Raw genomic sequence first — 21,155 nt, forward strand, 5'->3', positions numbered from 1 at the left:
TGTCGTACATAAATTCAGACTTCTTTTCATTTTCTAATGGAAATACGAAGAATGCGGATACATTGTTTCTTATTGACCGGTTTTTTGGATATACTTGTAGACAGTAAGACACACCGAAAGGATTGATCCCAATGACAAAACCGACTGCATCATTTTGGATACACGAACTGTTGCTTCAACCGCATGCGGAAGGCGGCTACTTTCGTGAAACGGGCCATTCTCCCGAACTGATCGTTACCGAGGACCGGAGGGAACGCTATCTCTACAGCAACATTCTCTTCTTGTTGACTGCAGACAACCCTTCCCATTTTCACCGCTTGAAATCCGATGAGGCTTGGTATTTTCATGAGGGCAGCACCTTGTCGATCCATCTGTTGTATCCCGACGGCCGTTACGAGGCAGTCAAGATGGGGCGCCATCCCGAAAAAGGGGAACTTTTCCAATTTACGGTTCCGAAAGGTGTCATCTTTGGAAGCAGCGTCGAAGGATCATCCGGAGACTATGCTCTCGTAAGTTGCATGGTTTCACCAGGATTCGATTACCGTGATTTTGAATTGCTGCCTTATGATGCGCTAATCAAAGTTTATCCTGATTACGGAAGCATTTTGGAAAAATTGGCCTACAAAAAACTGCCTGAGGCTTCTTTCAGGAAAGATAACGTGTGAATTCTCCAATTACACTTGGCGAATCCAAATTTCAATTCCCAAGACAAACCAAAGAGCCGGTCCTTGATTTTAAGGTCCAGCTCTTTTTTAATGATTATTCTCACTCGGTGCTTGAATCGAAATAATTGCCCAAGCCCACGCTGATGGAATGATCTTTCAGGTCGATATTGTTTACGCGGATCAGTGACGTATAATCGAATACTTCACGCTTGGAATTGTAGCCAGCTTCAGCGAAGACGGTTACGCCGACTGTCTCCGATTCGAATTCGGAAATCATGCTGCGCATACCGTTGATTGTGCCGCCGCCTTTCAGGAAATCATCGACGATGAGAACTTTTGAACCGCGCGGCAAACTGCGCTTGGATAGCTCCATTTTTTCAACACGATCGGATGAACCTGAAACGTAATTGATGCTCACTGTGGAGCCTTCGGTAATTTTCGAATCACGGCGCACGATGACGAACGGCACATTCAGATAAGTGGCAACCGCTTGCGCGATTGGAACCCCTTTAGTGGCTACCGTCATGACTGCATCGACTTTTTTGTCGACGTATTGAGCCGCGATTACACGTCCGATTTTCTGCAGGATTTCCGGATTGCCCAACATGTCGGAAAGATAAACGTATCCCCCTGGCAGCAGACGATCTTTACTGTTCATGATTTCGCACATTTCTTCTATAATTTCGCGGGCATTTTCTTTGGTGATTGTCGGAATATATTTGACGCCGCCTGCTGCACCCGGCAGCGTTTCGACAATCCCTGTTCCCCGATCTTCAAATGTTTTTTTGATGATGGATAAGTCTTCACTGATGGATGATTTCGCTGATTCATAACGTTTAGCGAAATAGGTCAATGAAATCAACCGATGCGGTCTCTCTAATAAGTAACGGGTCATATCGACTAACCGTTCACTGCGCTTTATTTTCAATCCAAATCTCTCCTCATATTGCGTTCTTTTCCCTATTATATAGTTGGTTCCTGAAAAATGGAAGCTTTTAATTGTTGATTGTTCGTTTTTAATCGAATTTTAGCAAAAAAAACAAGAGCAATGTTCTGCTCTTGTCCATATATCTTATTGTTAAGATTCTACTTCTTTTCGGCGATGACCTTATAGATGCTGGTCAAAATGAACATGGCCACAAAAACCAAGGTGATTGTGGCACCGGGAGGCGTCCCGTATTGATAGGATGCGAACAATCCCCCGTACATTCCCGTCAAACCGATGCCTATCCCAAGCAGGATAACGCCGTTGAAGGTATGCACCAATCTCATCGAGATGGCTGCCGGCAGAATCATGATTGAAGAAACCAATAGCGAACCGGTAATCGGCATTACCACGCTGATGGCAACCCCCGTAATCACCGAAACCAGCAGCGACATCATGCGGACCGGCAAGCCCGCTGTATGGGCCGTGTCTTCATCAAACGTCAACACATACAACGGTTTGCGGAAAATCAGATACAACAAAACGACTATGATTGCCAATGCCAACAAGATGAGGATCTGCTCATCATTGATGGTGATGATCGATCCGAACAAAAACTGCTCGACACTTGCGTTCTGTTTCCCGGATACGAAGCTCATCAAAACCAATGCTACCGCCATTCCCGTAGCCATCAGGATTGCGATGGATATTTCCGAATAGCCTTTGAAGATGACGCGCAAATATTCGATCCCGATCGCCGCCAAAATGACGATGGCTAATGTTGTAAGCGTAGGATTGATATTGAGGAGCATTCCTAAAGCAACCCCTGCTAAGGAAACATGCGACAGCGTATCCGCCATCAAGGATTGCCGGCGCAAAATCAGCAGCAGGCCCAAAATGGGTGCCATGATTGCGATTAATGTTGATGCTTGGAAGGCTCTTTGCATAAATCCATAGAGAAACATCTCCACGGCGAATCCTCCTTTCTGACCAACTGAATATGGGTATCCATAAATTCTTTGATATCTTCATGCTCGTGCGTCACCATGATGATTGCTTTATTGTGGACTTGTGAATTGTGTTTCAGCAAACGATAGAAACGCTCACGCGATTCCTTGTCCATTCCGGTTGTCGGCTCATCGAGCACAAACAAGTCCGGATCGGTTGCGAAAATGCGGGCCAAGGCGATGCGTTGTTTTTGGCCACCGGATAGTTCACCGATTTTTTTGTTGCGCATCTCCCACATGCCCACTGATTCCAAAGCTTTTTTTACATGGGTATTATCTTCTTCATCCAATTTTTTGAACCATTTGCCTTTTTGGTATCTGCCCGACTCCACAAACTCAAGTACCCTGCTCGGAAACCCGATATTGAACGACGAAATTTGCTGCGGTGCATAACCGATCGTAAGCTTTTCCCCACGATAGTTCACCTTCGAAATCGTCGCGCTGCCCTCCCGGGGATTCAATAGGCCCAGGATGCTCTTCAATAAAGTGGATTTCGCGGCGCCGTTTTCGCCTGTAAGGATGACGAATTCCCCTTCGTGCACTTGGAATGTGATATCCTGCAGGACAGGTTCATCATCGTAATAGAACGACAGATGCTGTACATCGATATATTCCACTTGAATCCCTCTCTTCTCTTACTGGATCACTTTTTTCAAAGCTGTCAAATTTTCTTCCATCACACTCAGGTAATCTTTGCCCGCTTCTTGGTCTTCATCGGTTATCCCTTCAAGCGGACTCAGCACTTCAAGTGTAGCCCCTGCTTCTTCGGCAAGCGTTTCTGCGGTTTTCGAAGAGGCACTGTCCGAGTAATAAACGGTAGTGATCTGATTATCGATCATAAATTGTTGCAGTTCAGCCAGCTTGGCAGGATTCGGTTCCGCATCGGATGACACATCGGATACCGCCACTTCAGTCAGTTCGTAGCGACGGGCGATATAGCCGAAAGCTGCGTGCTGGACGACGAATGTGCGGTTTTCGGCAGTCTCAAAGGCAGTCTGATAGGCCGTATCCAGTTTCGCCAATTTTTCGTTAAAGGCAGCCGCATTCGCTTCGTAACTCTCTTTGTTGGCTTCATCCGCCTCAAGGACTCCGGCCAAAATGGCGGCCACTTCCTCTTGTGCATACACCGGATCCAACCAGACATGCGGATCGACGTCGTGGGCATCTTCGCCTTCTTCATCACTGTGCTCTTCTTCGGCAGCCTCTTCCAACTCAAAAAGCGCGATATCCTCGGCAGCCTCGACGACGATCACATCGCTCGATTCAATGGACTCCAACACGCTGGGTACCCACGTTTCCATTTCATCGCTGTTGTATACGAACACATCAGCGTCAGCAATGGCCGCGATATCCTGTGGAGTCGGCTCATAGCCATGCGATTCTTGTCCGGCATCCAGCAAAACGGAAACTTCGCCATTATCGCCTACCACATTTTTCGCAAAGTCATACATCGGATAGAAGGTTGTGACAACCTGTATCCCATCTTCAGAAACGGCTGATTCATCGCTTCCACTCGTTCCGCAACCAACCAGAACAAGAGCAGCTGCAGACAGAATGCCTGTCAGTTTCAATCTATTTAGCATAATTTATTATCCCTCCAAAACGTAATGATTACTGTTTAAGTCCCGATAGACACTTTATCACAATTGGATGCAACGCGTCAACCATTCCGCTTCCATTTCACAAGCAAAAACCGCAAACACCCTTCAGGGGGATTCGCGGTTTTTGTCTGGCATAGATAGTCTTGCATTTAAATTTCGGCTGTGCATCACCATAGGTGTATTAAAGATTTTCAAAATGTTTTATGCATCTAAAATGATGGCTAGCGGTCCAAGCCTGCCTCTCGGAAATTAGATAAATCTGACCCATTGCGCTCTGCGATGCTCATTTGCATGGGAGTCTTAGGGGTTCATCCCTTAGAGTCCCAGTATAAGGTGACCGTAGGGAACGTTGCGAGGCCAGATTTCCTAAATTTCTTTCGAGGCAGAGCGGGCTTGTCCCGCTTTTCTATTCATTCTTCGTTGAGCAGTCGGACCATGTATACTTCTTCGCAGAATCCGCGCAGACTGTTATAGGCTCTTTTGATGCGCGACGTGTTTCTGCTGAATCCGATGATGGTAGGGCCACTGCCGCTCATCGTCACGCCATCAAGGCCGTACTTCTCCATCCGGTCCTTCAATTGGCGCAGTTCCGGATGCTTATTGAAGGTCACTTGCTCTAAAGCATTCCCAACGTTCTGACACATCCGCTCGTAATCGCCCTCCTCGATGGCTTGCGCTACGATGCGGGAAGTCGGTTTGTGCTGCAGTTGCTCGACAGCCAACAGTCGGAAAATCGTCTTCGTCGAGACGCTCAGGCGCGGTTTCGCCAAAATCACCCAACAGGATGGCATCGGTCGCAGTTTGCGGACGATTTCCCCTCGGCCTGATACGAAGGCTGTGCCGCCCACTATGCTGTAGGGAACATCCGAGCCTACTTGGTTGCCGATCGCAATCAGTTCCTCAACAGAAAGCTGCAGATCCCAAATCTTGTTCAGCGCGCGCAAAGCCGCAGCCGCATCCGTGCTGCCGCCGCCCAATCCGGCAGCGACAGGGATTTTCTTGTCGATTTCGATTTTGATCCCCTTCTTTATCCCGCAACGGTCTTTGAGAAGCTTTACCGCTTGATAGACATGATTTCGCGTATCCACGGGCAAAAACACTTTGTTCGTGTAGATTCTGATTTCATCTTTTTCGAGAGGAGTAAACGTAAGATGGTCCGCGAGGTCGACTGAAGCCATCACCATTTCGAGTTCATGATAAAGGTCATCCCGCTTATACAATACATCTAACGCCAAATTTATTTTTGCCGGTGCCCGTTCAATCCATTCCATCGCTCCACGCTCCTCTCAACTGTTCTTATACTACAATACTAGCGTAAGCGTGCCGTTTTTAAAAGAATTATATGTCAATAACCAAGAATTACTTTCTGAATGATCAATATCTCACGGCTCTGTGCCCGGAACCGGTTTTTCCCATACACGATTTCTCTTCCAGCAGGCGATTTTTCGATAAAAAAAAAAACAGACATTTCGATGTCTGTTTGATTTATTTGGAATAAGTTCTTACATAATTTAAGCGTACTGGCATTTTTCTTCATCATAAAATAAGATCTCTACAGCTTCGGTTAAAACATCTGCATAACTGTATGATACACGTTCAAATGCATTTTCGTTTTGGTCTAGATCAACCACAAATACAGCATGATACGTTTCCCGTAAAATACCTTTTCGTTCTGTCTTGCGTTTGCGTCCTGCTTGCGCAGTCAGCATAACTTTCTGCCCTAAGTGACATTCCAGTTGTTCCTTAATCTGACTCAAATTATCCGGCATTCTGTTTCACCTCACTGATTCACAGTATAACACAGATAAATTAAAATAACAAGTATATCACAGAGGACGTATGCACGCAACTATGAAACGAATAAATTTTTAAAGAAATCTTATCAAATTTTTTTACTTTTATTTAGTAAAACTGCTGAATGGAAAATTGCACTGCGGATGCATCACCTTTCCTTCGCAATGGGATCCGGATGGTGAGGCATCCGTACCGATGGTGCTTCTGGACGCGGAAATATCAGGTTATTTTTTGATGTTCTATTGAACGTCCAAATATTTGACCAAGGCATTCGCCAAGTCCGCAAATTGTTCGATGCTTAGTGCTTCTCCCCGTTTTGAAGGCTCAATGCCGGCTTCTTCAAGTCCGGCTGTCAAAGCTGCCTTGATCTCTTCCGTTTTGCCGTAGCGTGATTGCAGATTGTTCCAGAGCGTTTTTCTGCGTTGATTGAAACCGGCGCGCACCAAATCAAAGAAGAACGCCTCATCGGTAACTTTGACTTTAGGTTCCGCTCTGCGCTGCAGCTTCAGGATTGCTGAATCGACATTCGGTTGCGGCACAAAAACGGTTTTCGGAACGATGAAGGCAATCTCGGCTTCTGTATAGTAGTCGATAGCAATCGTCAATGAACCGAATGCTTTCGTTCCAGGCTTGGCTGTCATGCGTTGAGCGACTTCCTTTTGCATCATCATCACAAACGTGTCGATCGGTAAGTCAGTCTCTATGAAATTCATGATGATCGGCGTCGTGATATAGTAAGGCAGATTCGCTGCCACCACCAAGCGGTCGGCCGGTTCAAAATGCTCTTCGATGACTTGCGGAACATTTGCCTCCAGAATATCCTGAAAAATGATTTCGATATTATCGTATTCCGCTAGTTCCGTCTTCAGAATCGGCGCCAGACGTTTGTCCACTTCAAATGCCACTACTTTTTTGGCTTCTCTGGCAAGGCGTTCCGTCAAGGCTCCGATACCGGGGCCGATCTCGATCACATTGGTGTTTTCATCTATGCCGGCTGCAGCAACCATCTTCGTCAGTATATTCGGGTCAACCAAAAAATTTTGGCCTAGGCTCTTCTTCATGGTCAAATGGTATTTTTTTAAGATGGCGTTCGTTCTGCTCGGTGTTGCTATATCCTTATGGTATTCTAATCCACTCATTTGTTTTCCTCCTCCTGCCGCAGAGCGGTCAGGCTATCCTTTTCATCCAGTTCTTTCAAAATGGCCGTCATCGCTGCGTTAACAGCTTCTTTTTCCAATTGGAACATGCGCAGGCGTTTCAACAACTGTTTCCCGTTCGTATGCCCGATCCCAAGCGCATCCCCCAGCAACTCCCGGTAACGGCTTGAGTCAGCATGTCCGACCAAGCGCCATTCATCCAGGAATTTCCTGTCGATGTCGCTCGTTTCTGCTTGCCTTTGCGTGTAGATATTTTTCAGCGCTTCCCTTATGGTTTCCGGAGAGGCATGCTCGATTCCGAGGCTTCCGCCTTTCGGGGATTGCGCGTCATCCTTGCGTAAAAACGCATGCTTGACGCCGGGGATCCGTTCAACGATCGTTGCCCGGATCTTCCCGCCTGGAAAATCCGGATCGGTGAAGACGATGACGCCACGTGTCGCTTGCGCATGGGCGATCAGCTGCAGCGTTTCTTCGTTGATTGCTGATCCGTTCGTTTCGATCGTATCAGCTTCCACCGCCAGTTTGATCCGTCTTGTATCGTCTTTCCCCTCGACCACTATAATCTCTTCTATTTTCATCTATCATCCAACCCGAATAATGTATTTGCGTTTTTGGTAGTCTGCAGCGCGATCTCTTCGAAGGTCTGGCCACGTAATTCAGCAATCTTTTCGGCTACATAGCGGACATATGCCGGCTCGTTTCGCTTTCCCCGGAAAGGAACGGGAGCCAGATAAGGCGCATCAGTTTCGACCAAGAGTCTCTCGATCGGAACAGCTTTGGCCACTTCATGCACTTCTGTCGCCTTTTTGAAGGTGACGACGCCGCTGATCGAAATGTGCATGCCCAAATCCAAAAACTTCTTCATGTAGTTCACGTCACCGCTGAAGCTGTGCATGATGCCGCCTATGTCGCGCACATCCTCTTCCTTCAGAATGCGGTACGTGTCTTCGATGGCATCACGCATATGGATGCTGATCGGCAGTTCCAATTCTTTTGCGATCGCGATTTGCCTTCTGAACACTTTCGCTTGGACGTCATGCGGCGCTGTGTCCCAGTGATAGTCCAGACCCATTTCGCCCATGGCAACAACCTTTTTTTCTTCAAGCAATGCCATCAGGCTGTCTTCCACTGCTGCAGTATAGGTGGCTGCTTCAGTAGGATGCCAGCCGATGATGCTGTAGATTTCGGGATATTTTGCGCTCAATTCGAGCGATTTTTTTATTGTGTCCGCATCGAATCCCACTACAGCAAATCTTCCGACACCGGCTTCGTGGGCCCTTCCGATGGCCGCATCCACATCTTCCACAAAAGCGTCCACATTCAGATGCGTGTGTGTATCAAATAATAGTTTATCCATAGATTCCTTTCCGGTTCCTGCGGGAAGGCTTAGCCTGCCCTGATTCTTCTGCATCTAAAATGGACAAAGGAGTCCGGGACAACTGTCCCAGGCTCCTTGAATCACAAAAACCCTTATGCCACTGTCGAACCATTTGCTGCCGATTCAGGTGCGAGTATCACTTGCAGCACGCCATCCTTTTCAGCAGAAAGGATCATTCCTTGGCTGATTTCACCCTTCATTTTGCGCGCTTTCAGGTTAGCGACGATGATGACTTTCTTGCCGATGAAATATGCAGGATCCGGATACCATTGCGCAATGCCCGACAGGATTTGGCGATGACCTTCATCACCCGCATCCAGACGGAATTTCAGCAACTTGTCCGCGCCTTCGACTTTCTGGCAATCGATGACTTCAGCTACCTTCAGCTCGACTTTATCGAAGTCTTCATATTTGATCTGTTTTTCCTTTTCGGAAGTCAGTACGGTAGTCGTCGGATCCCATTCAGCCGCGACCATTTCCTCTTCCACTGGTGCTGTTCCGCCCATTTGTTCCTTGATGTAGGCGACTTCTTCTTCCGTAACGAGACGAGGGAAAATAGGGGTGCCTTTTTCAACTACCTTCACGTCCGCAGGGAACGTTCCGAAGGCCACATTTTCCCAAGCGCCTTGTTTTTCGAAGTCCAATCCAAGTTGTTCATACATTCTGAACGGCGCTTGCGTCATGAACGGAGACAGGAGAATGCCGACGACGCGCAAGGTTTCCGCCAAATGCGACATGACGCTTCCCAACTCCGCTTGCTTGGATTCATCCTTCGCCAAGACCCATGGAGCTGTCTCATCGATGTATTTGTTCGCGCGGGAAATGAGGCGCCATGTTTCGGACAAGGCCGAACTGAACTGCATGTTGTCCATTTCCTTCTGGTAATTCTCGGTCACTTCCGCTGCCATCGCTTTTAGTTCCGCATCGAAAGCCGTTTCCGCTGCTAGTGCCGCAGGGATGTTACCCCCGAAATATTTATTGACCATCGCGATTGTTCTGTTCAGCAAGTTGCCCAGATCGTTCGCCAAATCATAGTTGATCCGGTTCACGTAGTCTTCCGGCGTGAAGATGCCGTCGCTGCCAAAAGTCACTTCGCGCATCAGGTAGTAGCGCAAAGCATCCAACCCGAAGCGGTCCACCAACATATCCGGATACACAACGTTGCCTTTGGATTTGGACATTTTGCCTTCCTTCATCAAAAGCCACCCGTGTCCGAAGATTTTCTTCGGAAGCGGAAGATCCAGTGCCATCAGCATGATCGGCCAATAAATGGTGTGGAAGCGGACGATTTCTTTTCCGACCATGTGCACATCAGCCGGCCAATATTTTTGGTAAAGCGAATCATCAGCCGAACCATAGCCCAAGGCAGTGATGTAGTTCGCCAATGCGTCAATCCAAACATAGACCACGTGCTTCGGATTGCTCTTCACGGGAATCCCCCAAGTAAAGGTCGTCCGTGATACAGCCAGATCCTCAAGGCCTGGTTTGATGAAATTGTTGACCATCTCGTTTTTGCGCGATTCCGGTTGGATGAAATCAGGATGCGCATCGTAATAAGCCAAAAGGCGATCCGCGTATTTGCTCATGCGGAAGAAGTAGGACTCCTCTTTCACCAACTCGACTTCATGGCCGCTTGGAGCAACCCCGCCGATGATTTTTCCGTCGGCATCACGATACACTTCAGCCAATTGAGTTTCCGTGAAGAACTCTTCGTCGGAAACGGAATACCAACCTTCGTATTCACCAAGATAGATGTCGCCTTGTGCCAATAATTGTTCGAAGATCTGCTGAACGGCCTGCACGTGGTCATCATCAGTCGTGCGGATGAACTTGTTGTTGGAAATGTCCAGACGTTTCCATAGATCCTGCATATCCTGGGCCATGCCGTCCACATATTCTTTCGGTGTGATGCCCAATTCTGCAGCTTTGTTCTCGATTTTTTGTCCGTGCTCATCTGAACCGGTCAGGTAGAACACATCGAATCCCATCAGTTTTTTATAGCGCGCCATTACATCGCATGCGATTGTAGAATACGCATTTCCGATATGGAGCTTACCGCTCGGATAATAGATTGGAGTAGTGATATAAAATGTGTTATTGTATTTAGCCACGAATGAGTGCCGTTGCCATAAATCTAACTAAATCTAGTTTATGTTTGCTTCCCTGTTCTTCGTGTCCAATTTTGTCCTTACGGACTACTCTTGTTTATGTAACACTCCGAGGGCGTAAATTCCGATGCAACGAGTCGTACATATCCGAGGTACCGTTAGACTGCTTGGTAATCCCTCAGATTGTAGCTTGCGTTCAGATCCCTATCGCAATGATGGCCGCAGGTGCAGTGGTAGACCCTGTCGCTACGTTTCAGGTCCTTTTTGAGCGTTCCGCACTTGTTGCACAACTTGGAACTTGGAAACCACTGGTCCGCTTCCACAAAGACAATGCCATTTAGTTCGCATTTGTATTGCAGGCATTGTTTGAAGAAATAGAGTTTCTGATTTGCGATTGCCTTAGCCAAATGCTTGTTCTTCATCATGCCGCTGATGTTCAGCGTTTCCATCACAATGCGGGAGGGTTTGGATTTCACGATCTCCGCTGTTGCTTGATGGACATGATTGGTTCTAATGTTGGCTAAGCGTCTGTGTTGCTTTCGGATTTCACCTTCTAGTTTTAGGAGATGCTTAGATTTAGGCGTTCCTTTCTTGTATTTTCTGCTTGCACGCCGTTGCAATCTCTTGAGGCGTTTCTCCGCTTTCCTCACGGAGGCTGTTTTGTTGATGTTGTTGTAGAAAACACCATCGGAGGTGACAGCCAACTCCTTGATGCCTACATCCACCCCTACAACCCGATCGTCTACTTCGACGATTTTCGGGGTCACCTCGACGCCGACCGTCAGATACCAATATTTGCCGTCGAACTTGATGCGCGGGTTGTAGTATTTGCAATCCACGGGCAACGGTTCGTTGGTTTTGACCCAACCGATTTTTTCCAACAGGACGCGGTTGCCTTTCACTTTCAGCTTGACGCAGTCATTGTAGAAACTCGGTGTGGACCGGCGTTTGGTCTTAAATCGGGGATGCTGAGTTTGCCCATTGAAGAAGGCTTTGTAGGCTTTGCAGGCATCCTTGACCGCTTGTTTGACGACATTGTTGGACACGTCGTTCAGCCAGGCATATTTCTTGCGCTTCTTCATCTTGGTGATGTGCTTCCGCAGTTCATTGTCGCTGATTAATGTCCCACCGAAGCGATGGTTCATTTCCTGCATCCGGATCGTGTAGTTGTACGCCCAGCGGGCAACGCCGGCTGCTTGGTAGAGTTTGGAAGTTTCGTCTGTCACAATCAAACGGACCTTCTTAGTCAGCATCATCTCGCATCATCCCTTTCTATACGCAAAGTATAGAGGAAATGGAATCAAAAATAAAAGATTTGAATGCATTTGAGGAGATTTTTATTGACTGTTTAAAGCCTCCCTGAATTCTAAGTTCTTTGCGAATGTACGCAACTTACCGTACCATTCTACCACAAAAGTCAAGGGTTGGGGCGCGAAATTCGAAACAAGCGGTAACCTCCTGCCAACGCCTGCACCTCCGGATCCACGCAAAAAAAAACCGAAAGCAACGTTCAGCTCCCGGCCTCACCAGCGTCATTCAGCTTTTTCAGTATAGTTGTGGATCGCATCCCGCAAAAAGGCGGCGGCTCCTTTGCCTGATGCTTTGTCGTAGTATGCCGTGAATCTTTCGTCGTCGACATACATCTGGGCCAGTCCACGATGCGCTTCCGGAGAGTAGCTCGGCCAAGTATAGCTCAGCCACTGTTTATGCAACGCAGCAACAGCCAAGGCGGCTTCTCCGCCGGCATCCCCCGTAGCCATCGCTTCCGTCAGCATCGCCTGTAAGCGCGCAGCCATTTCCTGCATCGCATCAAAATCCGCTGCGCTCATTCCTGCGAATTTTTTGTTTGATGCCGCAACGGTCTTTTCGCCGTATTTTTCGCGGATTTCCTGTCCGTAGCGGGTTTCGTTCTCGTCGAGCAGCTCCTTCTTCAAGCCTTCAAATTTCTCTTTGTCGCTCATCTTTCTGCCTCCTCTTTTTTCTTCCAGCGTAGCATCGACCGTTTGGATCAGCAATTCGATTTCTGCCTTTTTTTCCAACAAAGCCTGTTTGTGCGCGACCAACGAACGTTCCGCGTCATATGCCGGATCATCCATCGCTGCTTTGATCTCTTCAAGCGAAAAGGACAATTTCTTGAAGAACAGGATCTGCTGCAGCCTGTCCACCTCTGCTTCACCGTAGATGCGGTAGCCGGAGGAACTGGTGCGTTTGGGCTTCAGCAGGCCGATTTCATCATAGAAACGCAGCGTCCTCGTGCTGACGCCGGCCAACCGGCTCAATTTTTGGATCGTATATTCCATCCTATCCCCTCCGATGATTTCATCTTACACCTTGACGCTGCGTCAAGGTCAACAATTTCCCTTCATAAACGCAAAAATCAAAAAAAGACAGCCCCGGAGGACTGTCGTGAATTTTAGATTATCTTGCAACACGTACGGCAAATGATGCGCCGGAAAGGTTGTAAGAAGAATAAGTAACTGTTTGGCCTGGTGCTGGAGCGTGGATGTATTGTCCGCCGCCTACGTAGATAGCTACGTGATAAGTCGCGCCTCTTGAACCCCAGAAAATCAAATCTCCCGCTTGTGCGGCTGATACAGCGATCTGCGTACCTGAGTTTTCTTGAGGAACTGTGTAGCCACCGATTTCGATGCCGTATGCTTCTCTGAAGACATAAGACGTGAAGCCTGAGCAGTCAAAGCCTGATGGTGTTTTTCCGCCCCATACATAAGGAACGCCGATGTATTTCGCAGCAATGGAAACAACATCGCCTGTTGGTGCTGATAACGCCGGTGTCACGACTGGTGCAGCCACAACGGGTGTGTTCACGACTGGTGCAGCTGGTGCAGCCGCTACAGGAGCAGACACAACTGGTGCACTCTCAACAACTGGTGCAGCTGCAACTGTTTGAGCAGGAGCTGCTGTCTCGGAACTTGCTACTGTGCTTGATGCAATGTCAACAGATGATGCAGCGGCAGAAGATTCTTCTGAACTTGCTTGTGCGATTGTTGCAGCTACAGTTGCTGCAGCAGCTTCAGCGGCAGCAATGGAAGCAGCCTCTGCGGCAGCGCGTTGGTCAGCCTCTTCTTTTTGCGCCAAGAACATTTCGCGGTCGGACTCAGCTGTTGCTTTTTCAGCAGCCAAAGCGGCAACTGCGCTCTCTTGTTCGATTCTCTTCACTTGCAGATCGCCTTTAAGTTGTTCCAACTCCATGGCCATTGCATTGATTTCATTTAAGTTATCTTCAGTTTTATTTTTCTTGTCCTCAACAGCTTTTTGATCCGCAACTTGCTGTTCTACCAATTCTTTATTGGCTGAAACCATTTTTGATACAACATCAATGCGGGATACTAAATCTGTGAAAGATTCCGATGCTACGATAAAGTTCAAGTAGTTTTCGTTTGAACCGTTCACTTGAACAGATCTTGCTTGCTCATCCAGTTGTTCTTCGCGTTGCGCGATGACAACTTGCAATTCGGCAATATCTTCTTGTAAAGCAACAATCTCATCTTGTGTCTTTACGCGGTTTGCCAATAGAGTCTCTGCTCTTTGTTCGGCTGCATCAACTTCTGCAGTGATTGCAGACAAGTTTTCTGCTGCTGTGTTTTGTTTGCTGTCCAAATCAGAAATTTTAGTTTCTTGCTGTTGGATTTTTGTTAAGATTTCATCTGCTTGAGCTGTAAAAGGCGTTACTATACTTGTTGCAAGGATCGTACCTGCTAATGCGATAGCCACTAATTTCTTCTTCAAGTCTAATTCCTCCACTTACATTCGATTGTCGTTAGTTATAATTCTTATATATCTTTTAACTTTTTATAGTTTTTCTTAAGATTCATCAACATAATGAATCATAACATAGTTTTTTTTCGTTTAACCCGGTTTCGTCAAGTTGTATCCTAACTGTAACATTTCTGTAAAATGACTCTCCTAATGTGTCCAAATCCGCGCCATCAGTAATATTTCATGCACCTTCCGACTTTGTAACATTCCTGTAGCATTACTTTTTTCGTTGTCACTGTTGACATCCGAAGTTTTACTGCGCTATACTTACGGCAATTAAACAATAAAAGAAAAAGCGATGAAAAAGACAGTAGAATCGGGATTTTGTCCTATAGAGAGTCAGCGGTTGGTGGAAGCTGATGCAAGCCTGGATTCGAATTACACTTTGGAGCTTTCTTATGCGTATAAGCGGCCGGCATACGATACATGTCAGAGTGGCAAAGTCTTTCCGATTCAGGATGATTCTGCAAGCTGGGTGGTACCACGATAACAATCGTCCCTGTTCAAACAAGAATTTTCTTGTCTGGACAGGGATTTTTTTGCATATAAATTTACGAGAAGAGGAATGAAGCACATGAATATCATAGACGAATTAGAATGGCGCGGCGCCATCAATCAACAAACGGACGCGGCAGGTTTGCGCAAATTAACGGAGGATGAGCAGATTGGCCTGTATTGCGGCGTTGACCCTACCGGCGACAGCCTGCATATCGGACATCTGATTCCCTTCATAGTATTGAAGAGATTCCAATTGGCAGGACACAAGCCCGTTATCCTGATCGGCGGCGCGACCGGATCGATAGGCGATCCAAGCGGAAAGAGCGAAGAAAGGGTTCTGCAATCGATGGATCAAGTCGTCGAGAATGCAAATGCTTTGACCTCTCAAATGAAGAAACTGTTTCTATCGGACAGTTCGGCTGACATCCGCCTCGTCAACAATTACGACTGGACGAAAGATTTGACACTGTTGGATTTCCTGCGCGACTTCGGCAAGAACTTCAACATCAATACGATGTTGGCGAAAGATATCGTAGCCAGCCGTCTGGACACCGGCATTTCCTTCACGGAATTCACTTACCAAATTCTCCAGTCCATGGACTTCCTGCACCTATTCCAGAATGAGGGCGTCAACCTTCAGATCGGCGGCCAAGATCAATGGGGCAACATCACTGCCGGTTTGGACCTGATCCGTAAAAAAGAAGGCGCGGAAGCAAAAGCTTTCGGTTTGACGATTCCTTTGATGTTGAAGGCGGACGGCACGAAATTCGGCAAAACTGCCGGCGGTGCTGTCTGGTTGGACCCGAAAAAAACAACGCCTTACGAGTTCTACCAATTCTGGGTGAACCAGGACGACCGCGATGTCATCAAATACCTGAAGTATTTCACTTTCCTTTCGAAGGAAGAGATCGATGCCCTGACTGAAAAAGTGGAAACAGAGCCGCACAAACGCGAAGCTCAAAAAGTTTTGGCATCCGAAATGACACGCTTCGTCCACAGCGAACAAGCTCTGGCGGACGCTCTAAAGATCACCGAAGCCCTGTTTACCGGTGAAGTGAAGGAATTGACCGCCGATGAAATCGCTGAAGGATTCAAAAATATGCCTACTTTCGAGTCCGACCTGAAAGAGCAGGAATTAGTCACTTGGCTGGTCGATCTCGGCATCGAACCGTCACGCCGCCAGTCACGCGAAGATATCCAAAACGGCGCCATCTCCATCAACGGCGATAAAGTCACGGATCTGGAATTCATCATCACTGCCGAAAATTCTTTCGAAGGCCGCTTTATCCTCGTGCGCCGAGGCAAAAAGAAATATTTCTTGGTAAAGTTGGTGGCTTGATATGACAACCCCGCAACTATTTTCGCGCGAAGCCGCACTCCGGTTGGAGCCGGTCGAAAGCATGGAGCAGATCAATGAACTTTCCCGTTTGGCCGACATCATCTGGCATGAGTACTATCTGCCGATCCTCGGTCCGGACCAAGTGACCTATATGTTGGAGAATATCCAATCCAGAGCGAACTTGGAAGAGGATATCGAAACAGGCAAATTGGATTATTTCCTCATCAAAAGCGAGGGCCAATCCGCCGGGTATCTGGCTATCCAGTTGCAGGACGACAAACTGTTCATCAGCAAGCTTTATCTGCTGCAGGAAGCCCGCGGAAAAGGCTATGCCTATCAAATTATGCAAAAAATGGTCGATTTGGCTAGCAAGGAACAGAAAAAAGTCCTTGAGCTTACCGTCAACAAATACAACGAAGGTTCGATCGCATTCTACGAAAAATACGGTTTTGTGCGAACGGAATCCATCGTCTCCCCCATCGGAGGCGGCTTCGTGATGGACGACTACGTCTACCAATATCCGCTCAAACCGGAACAATAAACAACCTAAATAGAGGACAGCCAAGCAAATGCTCAGCTGCCCTCTATTTTTTCCATTTTCTAATTCGACCACTCTTTCGGGCTCCACATCCGCCCGTCCAGTTCGCCTTCCATCTGTTCCATCCGTTGATGCTGTTCTTGGAAGAGTTTTTTCGTTTCTTGGAAGAGTGCTTTTTGCCGGTAATCCTTGCTCGCTTCCACTAAATGATCCAGCTGTTCCTGCACCCAATTTTCAGTTTCCATTGTCGTCCCCCGCTTTACCTTTACCCAAGCTGATTGCCTTCCATCTGTGCCAACGTCCACGCCAGATCATTCAAGTGCTCGCGGTTGTCCTTCAAAACGGCAAGCAGATGCTCCACCAGTTGCTGATCCGCTTCGGAAAGTCCCGCTTTCCCGAGCGACTGTAGCTGGAGTTTGAACCAATTTTCCGTTGCCGTCAGACTGGCATCGTTTTCTTTGGACAAATATTGCTGATAGCTGATCAGCAATTCTTTCTTCTTGCTGACGCTCAGATAATCGAATTTCGAAACGACGTTCGTCGGCAAGTACACCATGCCGCATTTCCTTGCCATCGCCTGAAACGGCCGGGTCAGTTCCGAAATCGTGAATCCTTCCCTGCCCCCCGCTTGGTATTCGCGTTCATTCACACCCAGGGCCAGAACGAGACCGAATTCTTTCCCCGACAGCCTGCTGCCTTCAGCTCCATAAGCGAAACCTTCAGTCAGCACGACATCCTGCCATTGCTTCAATAAAGCAGGCGAACTGTACCAATAGAACGGGAATTGGAAAATGATGCGGTCATACTGGAGCAATTGCTGTTGCTCGGCCTCCCGATCAATCTGCCCATCCGGATAAACCGATTCGAGATGGTGCCACGTCACCCCTTCAGCCGGAAGACTTTCCCACAGAAACCTTTGCGCATTCGAATCAGCCAGCGTCGGGTGGCTGACTATGATTAATGTTTGCATCCTTTCACCTCATTCACTCAATAGTTCTTCATCCGAATCATAACAAGCTGCCGGCCAGAGTTCAAGTTGCACGCTCACTCATCGCGAAACCAACAAAAAATCCCTTCCTCCGCCACCCGGATGATCCGGAAGCAAAGAAAGGGACAGCTTTTAGCTTGTGGAAAAGTATACTATTTTTAACTTTATCTTGCATCACCACAGGTGTTCCATACATTCCCAACGTGTTTCATGCATATTAAAAGATGTCCAGCGGGCCAAACCTGCCTCTCGGAAATTAGATAAATCTGACCCATTGCGCTCTACGATGCTCATTCAGGGGCAGATTTCCTAAATTTCTTTCGAGGCAGAGCGTGGTTTGTCCCGCTTTTCTTATAGGTTTGCAGTAATGTTCAGCGCTTGTTCCTGCGCTTTCAGGCATAATTCCTGCGCCTTGAAGATGTGTTCTTGCGTCATCGCATTTTCGGTGCGGTTGATGCAGTCCAAAATCATTTCTCCGAAGAACGGGAAGCCGACTTCACCAGTCAAGGAGTAGTGCTCCTCGCCGTCCTTCGTCACCAGGAAGAGGTGATCGCCGGTCTGCTCAGTCGCCACGTTGATGTATTTGCGGATTTCGATGGTTCCTTCCGTTCCGGTGATGAATGTACGGCCGTCACCCCATGTTCCGAGTCCATCCGGTGTGAACCAATCGACTTTGAAGATGAAGGTTGCGCCATTATCGCCGACCAGCGTGGCATCGCCGTAGTCCTCCAATTCAGGCGTATCCGGGTTGTTGTAGTTTCCGACCTTGCTGTGGAGAACTTTTGCATCCACATTCCCTGTATAATGGAGGAATTGCTCAATTTGGTGGCTGCCGATGTCGGCTAAAATGCCGCCGTATTGTTCTTTTTTGAAGAACCAATCCGGACGTTTTTCCTTGTCGAGGCGGTGCGGCCCAAAGCCTGTCACTTGGATGACGCGGCCGATCCTACCCTCTTCTATTAATTGGCCGGCAAATACGGCGCCTTCCACATGCAGCCTTTCGCTGAAGTAGACCCAATATTTCTTGCCGGTTTCAGCAACGACTTTTTTAGTCTCTTCCAGTTGTTCAAGTGTTGTGAAGCCGGTCTTGTCGGTGAAGTAGTCTTTCCCGGCCTGCATGACACGGTTTCCCAGAGCGCTGCGCAAATTAGGCACTGCCGCCGCTGCGACCAATTGGATCTCCGGATCTTCCAGGATTTGCTCCAGCGAGTCAGCGACCGCCACATCCGGAAAAGATTCCAAGTAATTCGCTAGCTTTTCCGCATCGGGATCGTACACATATTTGATTGTGGCACCGGCTTCGATCAAGCCGTTCGTCATGCCGTTGATGTGCCCGTGATCCAGTGCCGTTATGCCGACATTGAACGCTCCCGGTTCCACGACCTTATTGATTTTCCCTTTCGGCGCATAATTCATTCCATCTTTACTGCCCATTTGTAAATCCTCCTTGTCTGATAAGAAAAGGTTCGAAGAGAATAATCTCCGAACCTCGTGTTGTTATGTTTAGAACAATTCTCCGTAGCCCAATTCCAATAGATATTCACGAGAAATTTTCAAGCTTTCGAACGGATCCACGCCATAAGTGTCGTCTTGCTCCACCAATAGGTAGCGCGCGCCCGATGCGATGCTTTCTTCGATGATTGCTTTCAACGGCAGGCTACCTGTCCCCAATTCAGCAAATTGAATTGTATTTGTGAAGTAGTCCATGAATTTGGCAACATCCCCCGTGTACAAAGCATCGAAGCCGTCCTGTGGGATTTCAGAGATTCGGTAGTCTTTCAAATGGATCAATTCCACTTTACCTTTGTAGTCTTTGATGACTTCAAGTGGATTTGCGCCTCCGCGCTGCACCCAGTGAACATCCAATTCAAACCCTAGTAATGGAGCTTTTTCGCGTATGATGTCCAGCAGGAATTTACCGTCATATTTGCGGAATTCGATGTGGTGGTTATGATAATACAAAGTGATGCCGTCTTCTTTCAGTTTTTGCGTCACTTCATTGACATCATGACAGAATTCCAAAACTTTATCCAAGCTGGCCATCGCATCGATCGGCAACATGCCGATGCGCAACAGATCCGTTCCCACGGCTTTGCAATCCGCTACGATTTTGTCATAGTGCGTTGTCAAAGATTCGCCGTCCTTAACTTGCGGTTTCAAGGAAGCGCTCATGGAAGCTACTTCCATGCCGAAATCAGCTGTCGCTTTTTGGATTTCAGCGATGTTCTCAGGCGTTGTCGCTACTTGAGAGACCTCAATGGAGTTATAGCCGATGTCATGTAATTTTTTCAATGTTTCATAAGGCCCGACTTCTTCAAAACTTTTTTTTACAGTTGATGCTTGTACACCTATCTTAACTTTAGCCATGTATGATTTCCTCCATTTCGATTGTACGTTTTTCTTTCGACGATGCTTTCATCGCATCGATCATCAGCATCGCTGGCAAGGCCTCCCGGACCGTCACATAATCATCCGTGTCTGCTTCGATCGCGTTGTAAAAACGCTGGATCAGGGCAGAATGACTCGGACCGTAGTAAAATTTCGTCCCTTGCATCGGTGTGTCCTGCAGGTGCAGTTCTTTTTCACCGGAACTGTTCGAACGATACAAACAGTTATCCTTGATTGTGAATTTTGCCCTTTCAGTGATGACCTGCAATTCCACGCTGGAATTCTCGGCATAGGCATTGGTAGACATGTAAAATCCGCGCGCGCCGTTCTTGAACGTGAAGTTCGCGACGGCAGTGTCCTCGACCTCGATGTCATAATCTGTGATGTTCGACAGGCTGGCTTTGCAGCGGTCTATTTCCCCGCCCAAAACCCGCATCAGATCCAGCGTATGGATGGCTTGGTTGATGATCGATCCTCCGCCAGCAAATTCCATCTGGCCGCGCCATGGTTTGGTTGTGTAATAGGTTTCAGGACGATGCCAAGCCACCAAGCCTTTGACCGCCGTCACTGCCCCGACATTTTCGTTCGCGAGCAATTTTTTGAGTTCCAAAAACGTTTCGTTGTAGCGATTTTGGAAACACACGCCGATTTTCTTGTTGCTTCCCTCTGCCAAGGCGAGCGTCTTCAAGCCTTCTTCATAATCCAAGGCTAAGGGCTTTTCCTGGAAAACATGCACGCCTTTTTCGATGCAGCGTTTCGTGATCGGATAATGCAAATAGTGCGGCAAGCAGATATGTACAACATCCAAATCCTCTTTTTCCAACATCGTCTCTACGTCTGTGTAAAAAGGCACATCAGGATATTTGGTCTTCAAGGCTTCATTTACGTCGCAGACTGCAACCAATTCACCGTTGTCGCTGGCGTCGATAGCATATTTGTGGACAGGCGATACATCGCCTAATCCGATTATTGCCGCTCTTAACATCTCTGAT

At 47.7% G+C, this 21,155-nt stretch carries 21 protein-coding genes and 1 other annotated feature; of the genes, 3 read left to right on the plus strand and 18 right to left on the minus strand.

Translation table 11 applies throughout. The annotated features are described in order from the left end of the window. The first annotated feature begins 131 nt into the window (after window positions 1-131). A complete protein-coding gene (locus ACKPBX_RS04530; RefSeq protein WP_319996113.1) occupies window positions 132-665 on the plus strand; it encodes a cupin domain-containing protein in 534 nt (177 codons plus the stop codon). A 100-nt stretch (window positions 666-765) separates the two neighbouring features. Here the strand turns inward: ACKPBX_RS04530 and purR are convergent, their stop codons facing one another. The 13 genes from purR to ACKPBX_RS04595 all read right to left on the minus strand — a co-directional run bounded on the left by purR (window position 766) and on the right by ACKPBX_RS04595 (window position 14,382). Next, window positions 766-1,593: a pur operon repressor gene (gene purR / locus ACKPBX_RS04535; RefSeq protein ID WP_086626887.1), complete on the minus strand. Its 828-nt coding sequence runs from the start codon at window positions 1,591-1,593 to the stop codon at window positions 766-768. Window positions 1,594-1,751: 158 nt separating this feature from the next. After that, window positions 1,752-2,561 carry a metal ABC transporter permease gene (locus tag ACKPBX_RS04540; RefSeq protein WP_319996114.1) on the minus strand — a complete coding sequence of 270 codons (810 nt, stop codon included), beginning with the start codon at window positions 2,559-2,561 and terminating at the stop codon, window positions 1,752-1,754. Further along, the gene (locus tag ACKPBX_RS04545) at window positions 2,507-3,214 is read right to left on the minus strand and encodes a metal ABC transporter ATP-binding protein (RefSeq protein ID WP_086626885.1); all 708 of its coding nucleotides are present in this window, start codon (window positions 3,212-3,214) and stop codon (window positions 2,507-2,509) included. Before ACKPBX_RS04545 ends, ACKPBX_RS04540 begins: the two co-directional genes overlap by 55 nt. An 18-nt stretch (window positions 3,215-3,232) precedes the next feature. Further along, window positions 3,233-4,180: a metal ABC transporter solute-binding protein, Zn/Mn family gene (locus ACKPBX_RS04550; protein WP_319996115.1), complete on the minus strand. Its 948-nt coding sequence runs from the start codon at window positions 4,178-4,180 to the stop codon at window positions 3,233-3,235. Between the two features lie 428 nt (window positions 4,181-4,608). Continuing rightward, window positions 4,609-5,469 (minus strand): 4-(cytidine 5'-diphospho)-2-C-methyl-D-erythritol kinase, encoded by an 861-nt coding sequence (gene ispE, locus ACKPBX_RS04555; protein ID WP_140185371.1) that lies wholly within the window; start codon window positions 5,467-5,469, stop codon window positions 4,609-4,611. A 240-nt stretch (window positions 5,470-5,709) separates the two neighbouring features. Continuing rightward, on the minus strand, window positions 5,710-5,967 hold the full coding sequence (locus tag ACKPBX_RS04560; protein ID WP_068559042.1) for a Veg family protein: 258 nt from the start codon (window positions 5,965-5,967) through the stop codon (window positions 5,710-5,712). Between the two features lie 264 nt (window positions 5,968-6,231). After that, window positions 6,232-7,131 carry a 16S rRNA (adenine(1518)-N(6)/adenine(1519)-N(6))-dimethyltransferase RsmA gene (rsmA, locus tag ACKPBX_RS04565; RefSeq protein ID WP_086626882.1) on the minus strand — a complete coding sequence of 300 codons (900 nt, stop codon included), beginning with the start codon at window positions 7,129-7,131 and terminating at the stop codon, window positions 6,232-6,234. Next, a complete protein-coding gene (rnmV, locus tag ACKPBX_RS04570; RefSeq protein ID WP_086626881.1) occupies window positions 7,128-7,727 on the minus strand; it encodes a ribonuclease M5 in 600 nt (199 codons plus the stop codon). Before rnmV ends, rsmA begins: the two co-directional genes overlap by 4 nt. After that, a complete protein-coding gene (locus ACKPBX_RS04575; RefSeq protein WP_086626880.1) occupies window positions 7,724-8,506 on the minus strand; it encodes a TatD family hydrolase in 783 nt (260 codons plus the stop codon). Before ACKPBX_RS04575 ends, rnmV begins: the two co-directional genes overlap by 4 nt. 113 nt (window positions 8,507-8,619) lie before the next feature. Further along, window positions 8,620-10,638 carry a methionine--tRNA ligase gene (gene metG, locus ACKPBX_RS04580; protein ID WP_319996116.1) on the minus strand — a complete coding sequence of 673 codons (2,019 nt, stop codon included), beginning with the start codon at window positions 10,636-10,638 and terminating at the stop codon, window positions 8,620-8,622. Window positions 10,639-10,793: 155 nt separating this feature from the next. Beyond that, entirely contained in the window at window positions 10,794-11,891 is a 1,098-nt protein-coding gene (locus ACKPBX_RS04585) for an RNA-guided endonuclease InsQ/TnpB family protein (RefSeq protein WP_319996117.1), read from the minus strand. A gap of 276 nt (window positions 11,892-12,167) precedes the next feature. Beyond that, window positions 12,168-12,935 carry a MerR family transcriptional regulator gene (locus tag ACKPBX_RS04590; RefSeq protein ID WP_319996118.1) on the minus strand — a complete coding sequence of 256 codons (768 nt, stop codon included), beginning with the start codon at window positions 12,933-12,935 and terminating at the stop codon, window positions 12,168-12,170. A gap of 118 nt (window positions 12,936-13,053) precedes the next feature. Beyond that, the gene (locus ACKPBX_RS04595; RefSeq protein ID WP_319996119.1) at window positions 13,054-14,382 is read right to left on the minus strand and encodes a C40 family peptidase; all 1,329 of its coding nucleotides are present in this window, start codon (window positions 14,380-14,382) and stop codon (window positions 13,054-13,056) included. 319 nt (window positions 14,383-14,701) lie between these two features. Next, window positions 14,702-14,916 (plus strand) — a binding site (T-box leader). Between the two features lie 70 nt (window positions 14,917-14,986). Here ACKPBX_RS04595 and tyrS point away from each other — a divergent pair. Further along, the gene (tyrS, locus tag ACKPBX_RS04600; RefSeq protein ID WP_119092377.1) at window positions 14,987-16,249 is read left to right on the plus strand and encodes a tyrosine--tRNA ligase; all 1,263 of its coding nucleotides are present in this window, start codon (window positions 14,987-14,989) and stop codon (window positions 16,247-16,249) included. Window position 16,250: 1 nt separating this feature from the next. Beyond that, window positions 16,251-16,790: a GNAT family N-acetyltransferase gene (locus tag ACKPBX_RS04605; RefSeq protein ID WP_119092376.1), complete on the plus strand. Its 540-nt coding sequence runs from the start codon at window positions 16,251-16,253 to the stop codon at window positions 16,788-16,790. Between the two features lie 59 nt (window positions 16,791-16,849). Here ACKPBX_RS04605 and ACKPBX_RS04610 read toward each other — a convergent pair whose 3' ends face one another. The 5 genes from ACKPBX_RS04610 to ACKPBX_RS04630 all read right to left on the minus strand — a co-directional run bounded on the left by ACKPBX_RS04610 (window position 16,850) and on the right by ACKPBX_RS04630 (window position 21,148). Beyond that, window positions 16,850-17,032 carry a hypothetical protein gene (locus tag ACKPBX_RS04610; protein WP_106448970.1) on the minus strand — a complete coding sequence of 61 codons (183 nt, stop codon included), beginning with the start codon at window positions 17,030-17,032 and terminating at the stop codon, window positions 16,850-16,852. A gap of 20 nt (window positions 17,033-17,052) precedes the next feature. Further along, window positions 17,053-17,757, minus strand: a complete 705-nt coding sequence (locus ACKPBX_RS04615) for an NAD(P)H-dependent oxidoreductase (protein WP_319996120.1) — start codon at window positions 17,755-17,757, stop codon at window positions 17,053-17,055. Window positions 17,758-18,126: 369 nt separating this feature from the next. Continuing rightward, window positions 18,127-19,209: a Gfo/Idh/MocA family protein gene (locus tag ACKPBX_RS04620; RefSeq protein WP_319996121.1), complete on the minus strand. Its 1,083-nt coding sequence runs from the start codon at window positions 19,207-19,209 to the stop codon at window positions 18,127-18,129. A gap of 69 nt (window positions 19,210-19,278) precedes the next feature. After that, window positions 19,279-20,142 (minus strand): sugar phosphate isomerase/epimerase family protein, encoded by an 864-nt coding sequence (locus ACKPBX_RS04625; protein ID WP_319996122.1) that lies wholly within the window; start codon window positions 20,140-20,142, stop codon window positions 19,279-19,281. Beyond that, window positions 20,135-21,148: a Gfo/Idh/MocA family protein gene (locus tag ACKPBX_RS04630; protein WP_319996123.1), complete on the minus strand. Its 1,014-nt coding sequence runs from the start codon at window positions 21,146-21,148 to the stop codon at window positions 20,135-20,137. Before ACKPBX_RS04630 ends, ACKPBX_RS04625 begins: the two co-directional genes overlap by 8 nt. Window positions 21,149-21,155: the final 7 nt, after the last annotated feature.

It is taken from the genome of Trichococcus shcherbakoviae (assembly GCF_963666195.1).
In the GTDB taxonomy this organism is placed as follows: Bacteria; Bacillota; Bacilli; order Lactobacillales; family Aerococcaceae; genus Trichococcus; species Trichococcus shcherbakoviae.

Excerpts from the sequence above, each read along its gene's own strand:
- ACKPBX_RS04530 (WP_319996113.1), top strand. The coding sequence starts at position 132 with ATGACAAAACCGACTGCATCATTTTGGATACACGAACTGTTGCTTCAA.
- ACKPBX_RS04550 (WP_319996115.1), bottom strand. The coding sequence starts at position 4,180 with ATGCTAAATAGATTGAAACTGACAGGCATTCTGTCTGCAGCTGCTCTT.
- ispE (WP_140185371.1), bottom strand. The coding sequence starts at position 5,469 with ATGGAATGGATTGAACGGGCACCGGCAAAAATAAATTTGGCGTTAGAT.
- ACKPBX_RS04560 (WP_068559042.1), bottom strand. The coding sequence starts at position 5,967 with ATGCCGGATAATTTGAGTCAGATTAAGGAACAACTGGAATGTCACTTA.
- rsmA (WP_086626882.1), bottom strand. The coding sequence starts at position 7,131 with ATGAGTGGATTAGAATACCATAAGGATATAGCAACACCGAGCAGAACG.
- rnmV (WP_086626881.1), bottom strand. The coding sequence starts at position 7,727 with ATGAAAATAGAAGAGATTATAGTGGTCGAGGGGAAAGACGATACAAGA.
- ACKPBX_RS04575 (WP_086626880.1), bottom strand. The coding sequence starts at position 8,506 with ATGGATAAACTATTATTTGATACACACACGCATCTGAATGTGGACGCT.
- ACKPBX_RS04585 (WP_319996117.1), bottom strand. The coding sequence starts at position 11,891 with ATGATGCTGACTAAGAAGGTCCGTTTGATTGTGACAGACGAAACTTCC.
- ACKPBX_RS04590 (WP_319996118.1), bottom strand. The coding sequence starts at position 12,935 with ATGGAATATACGATCCAAAAATTGAGCCGGTTGGCCGGCGTCAGCACG.
- tyrS (WP_119092377.1), top strand. The coding sequence starts at position 14,987 with ATGAATATCATAGACGAATTAGAATGGCGCGGCGCCATCAATCAACAA.
- ACKPBX_RS04605 (WP_119092376.1), top strand. The coding sequence starts at position 16,251 with ATGACAACCCCGCAACTATTTTCGCGCGAAGCCGCACTCCGGTTGGAG.
- ACKPBX_RS04610 (WP_106448970.1), bottom strand. The coding sequence starts at position 17,032 with ATGGAAACTGAAAATTGGGTGCAGGAACAGCTGGATCATTTAGTGGAA.
- ACKPBX_RS04615 (WP_319996120.1), bottom strand. The coding sequence starts at position 17,757 with ATGCAAACATTAATCATAGTCAGCCACCCGACGCTGGCTGATTCGAAT.
- ACKPBX_RS04620 (WP_319996121.1), bottom strand. The coding sequence starts at position 19,209 with ATGGGCAGTAAAGATGGAATGAATTATGCGCCGAAAGGGAAAATCAAT.
- ACKPBX_RS04625 (WP_319996122.1), bottom strand. The coding sequence starts at position 20,142 with ATGGCTAAAGTTAAGATAGGTGTACAAGCATCAACTGTAAAAAAAAGT.
- ACKPBX_RS04630 (WP_319996123.1), bottom strand. The coding sequence starts at position 21,148 with ATGTTAAGAGCGGCAATAATCGGATTAGGCGATGTATCGCCTGTCCAC.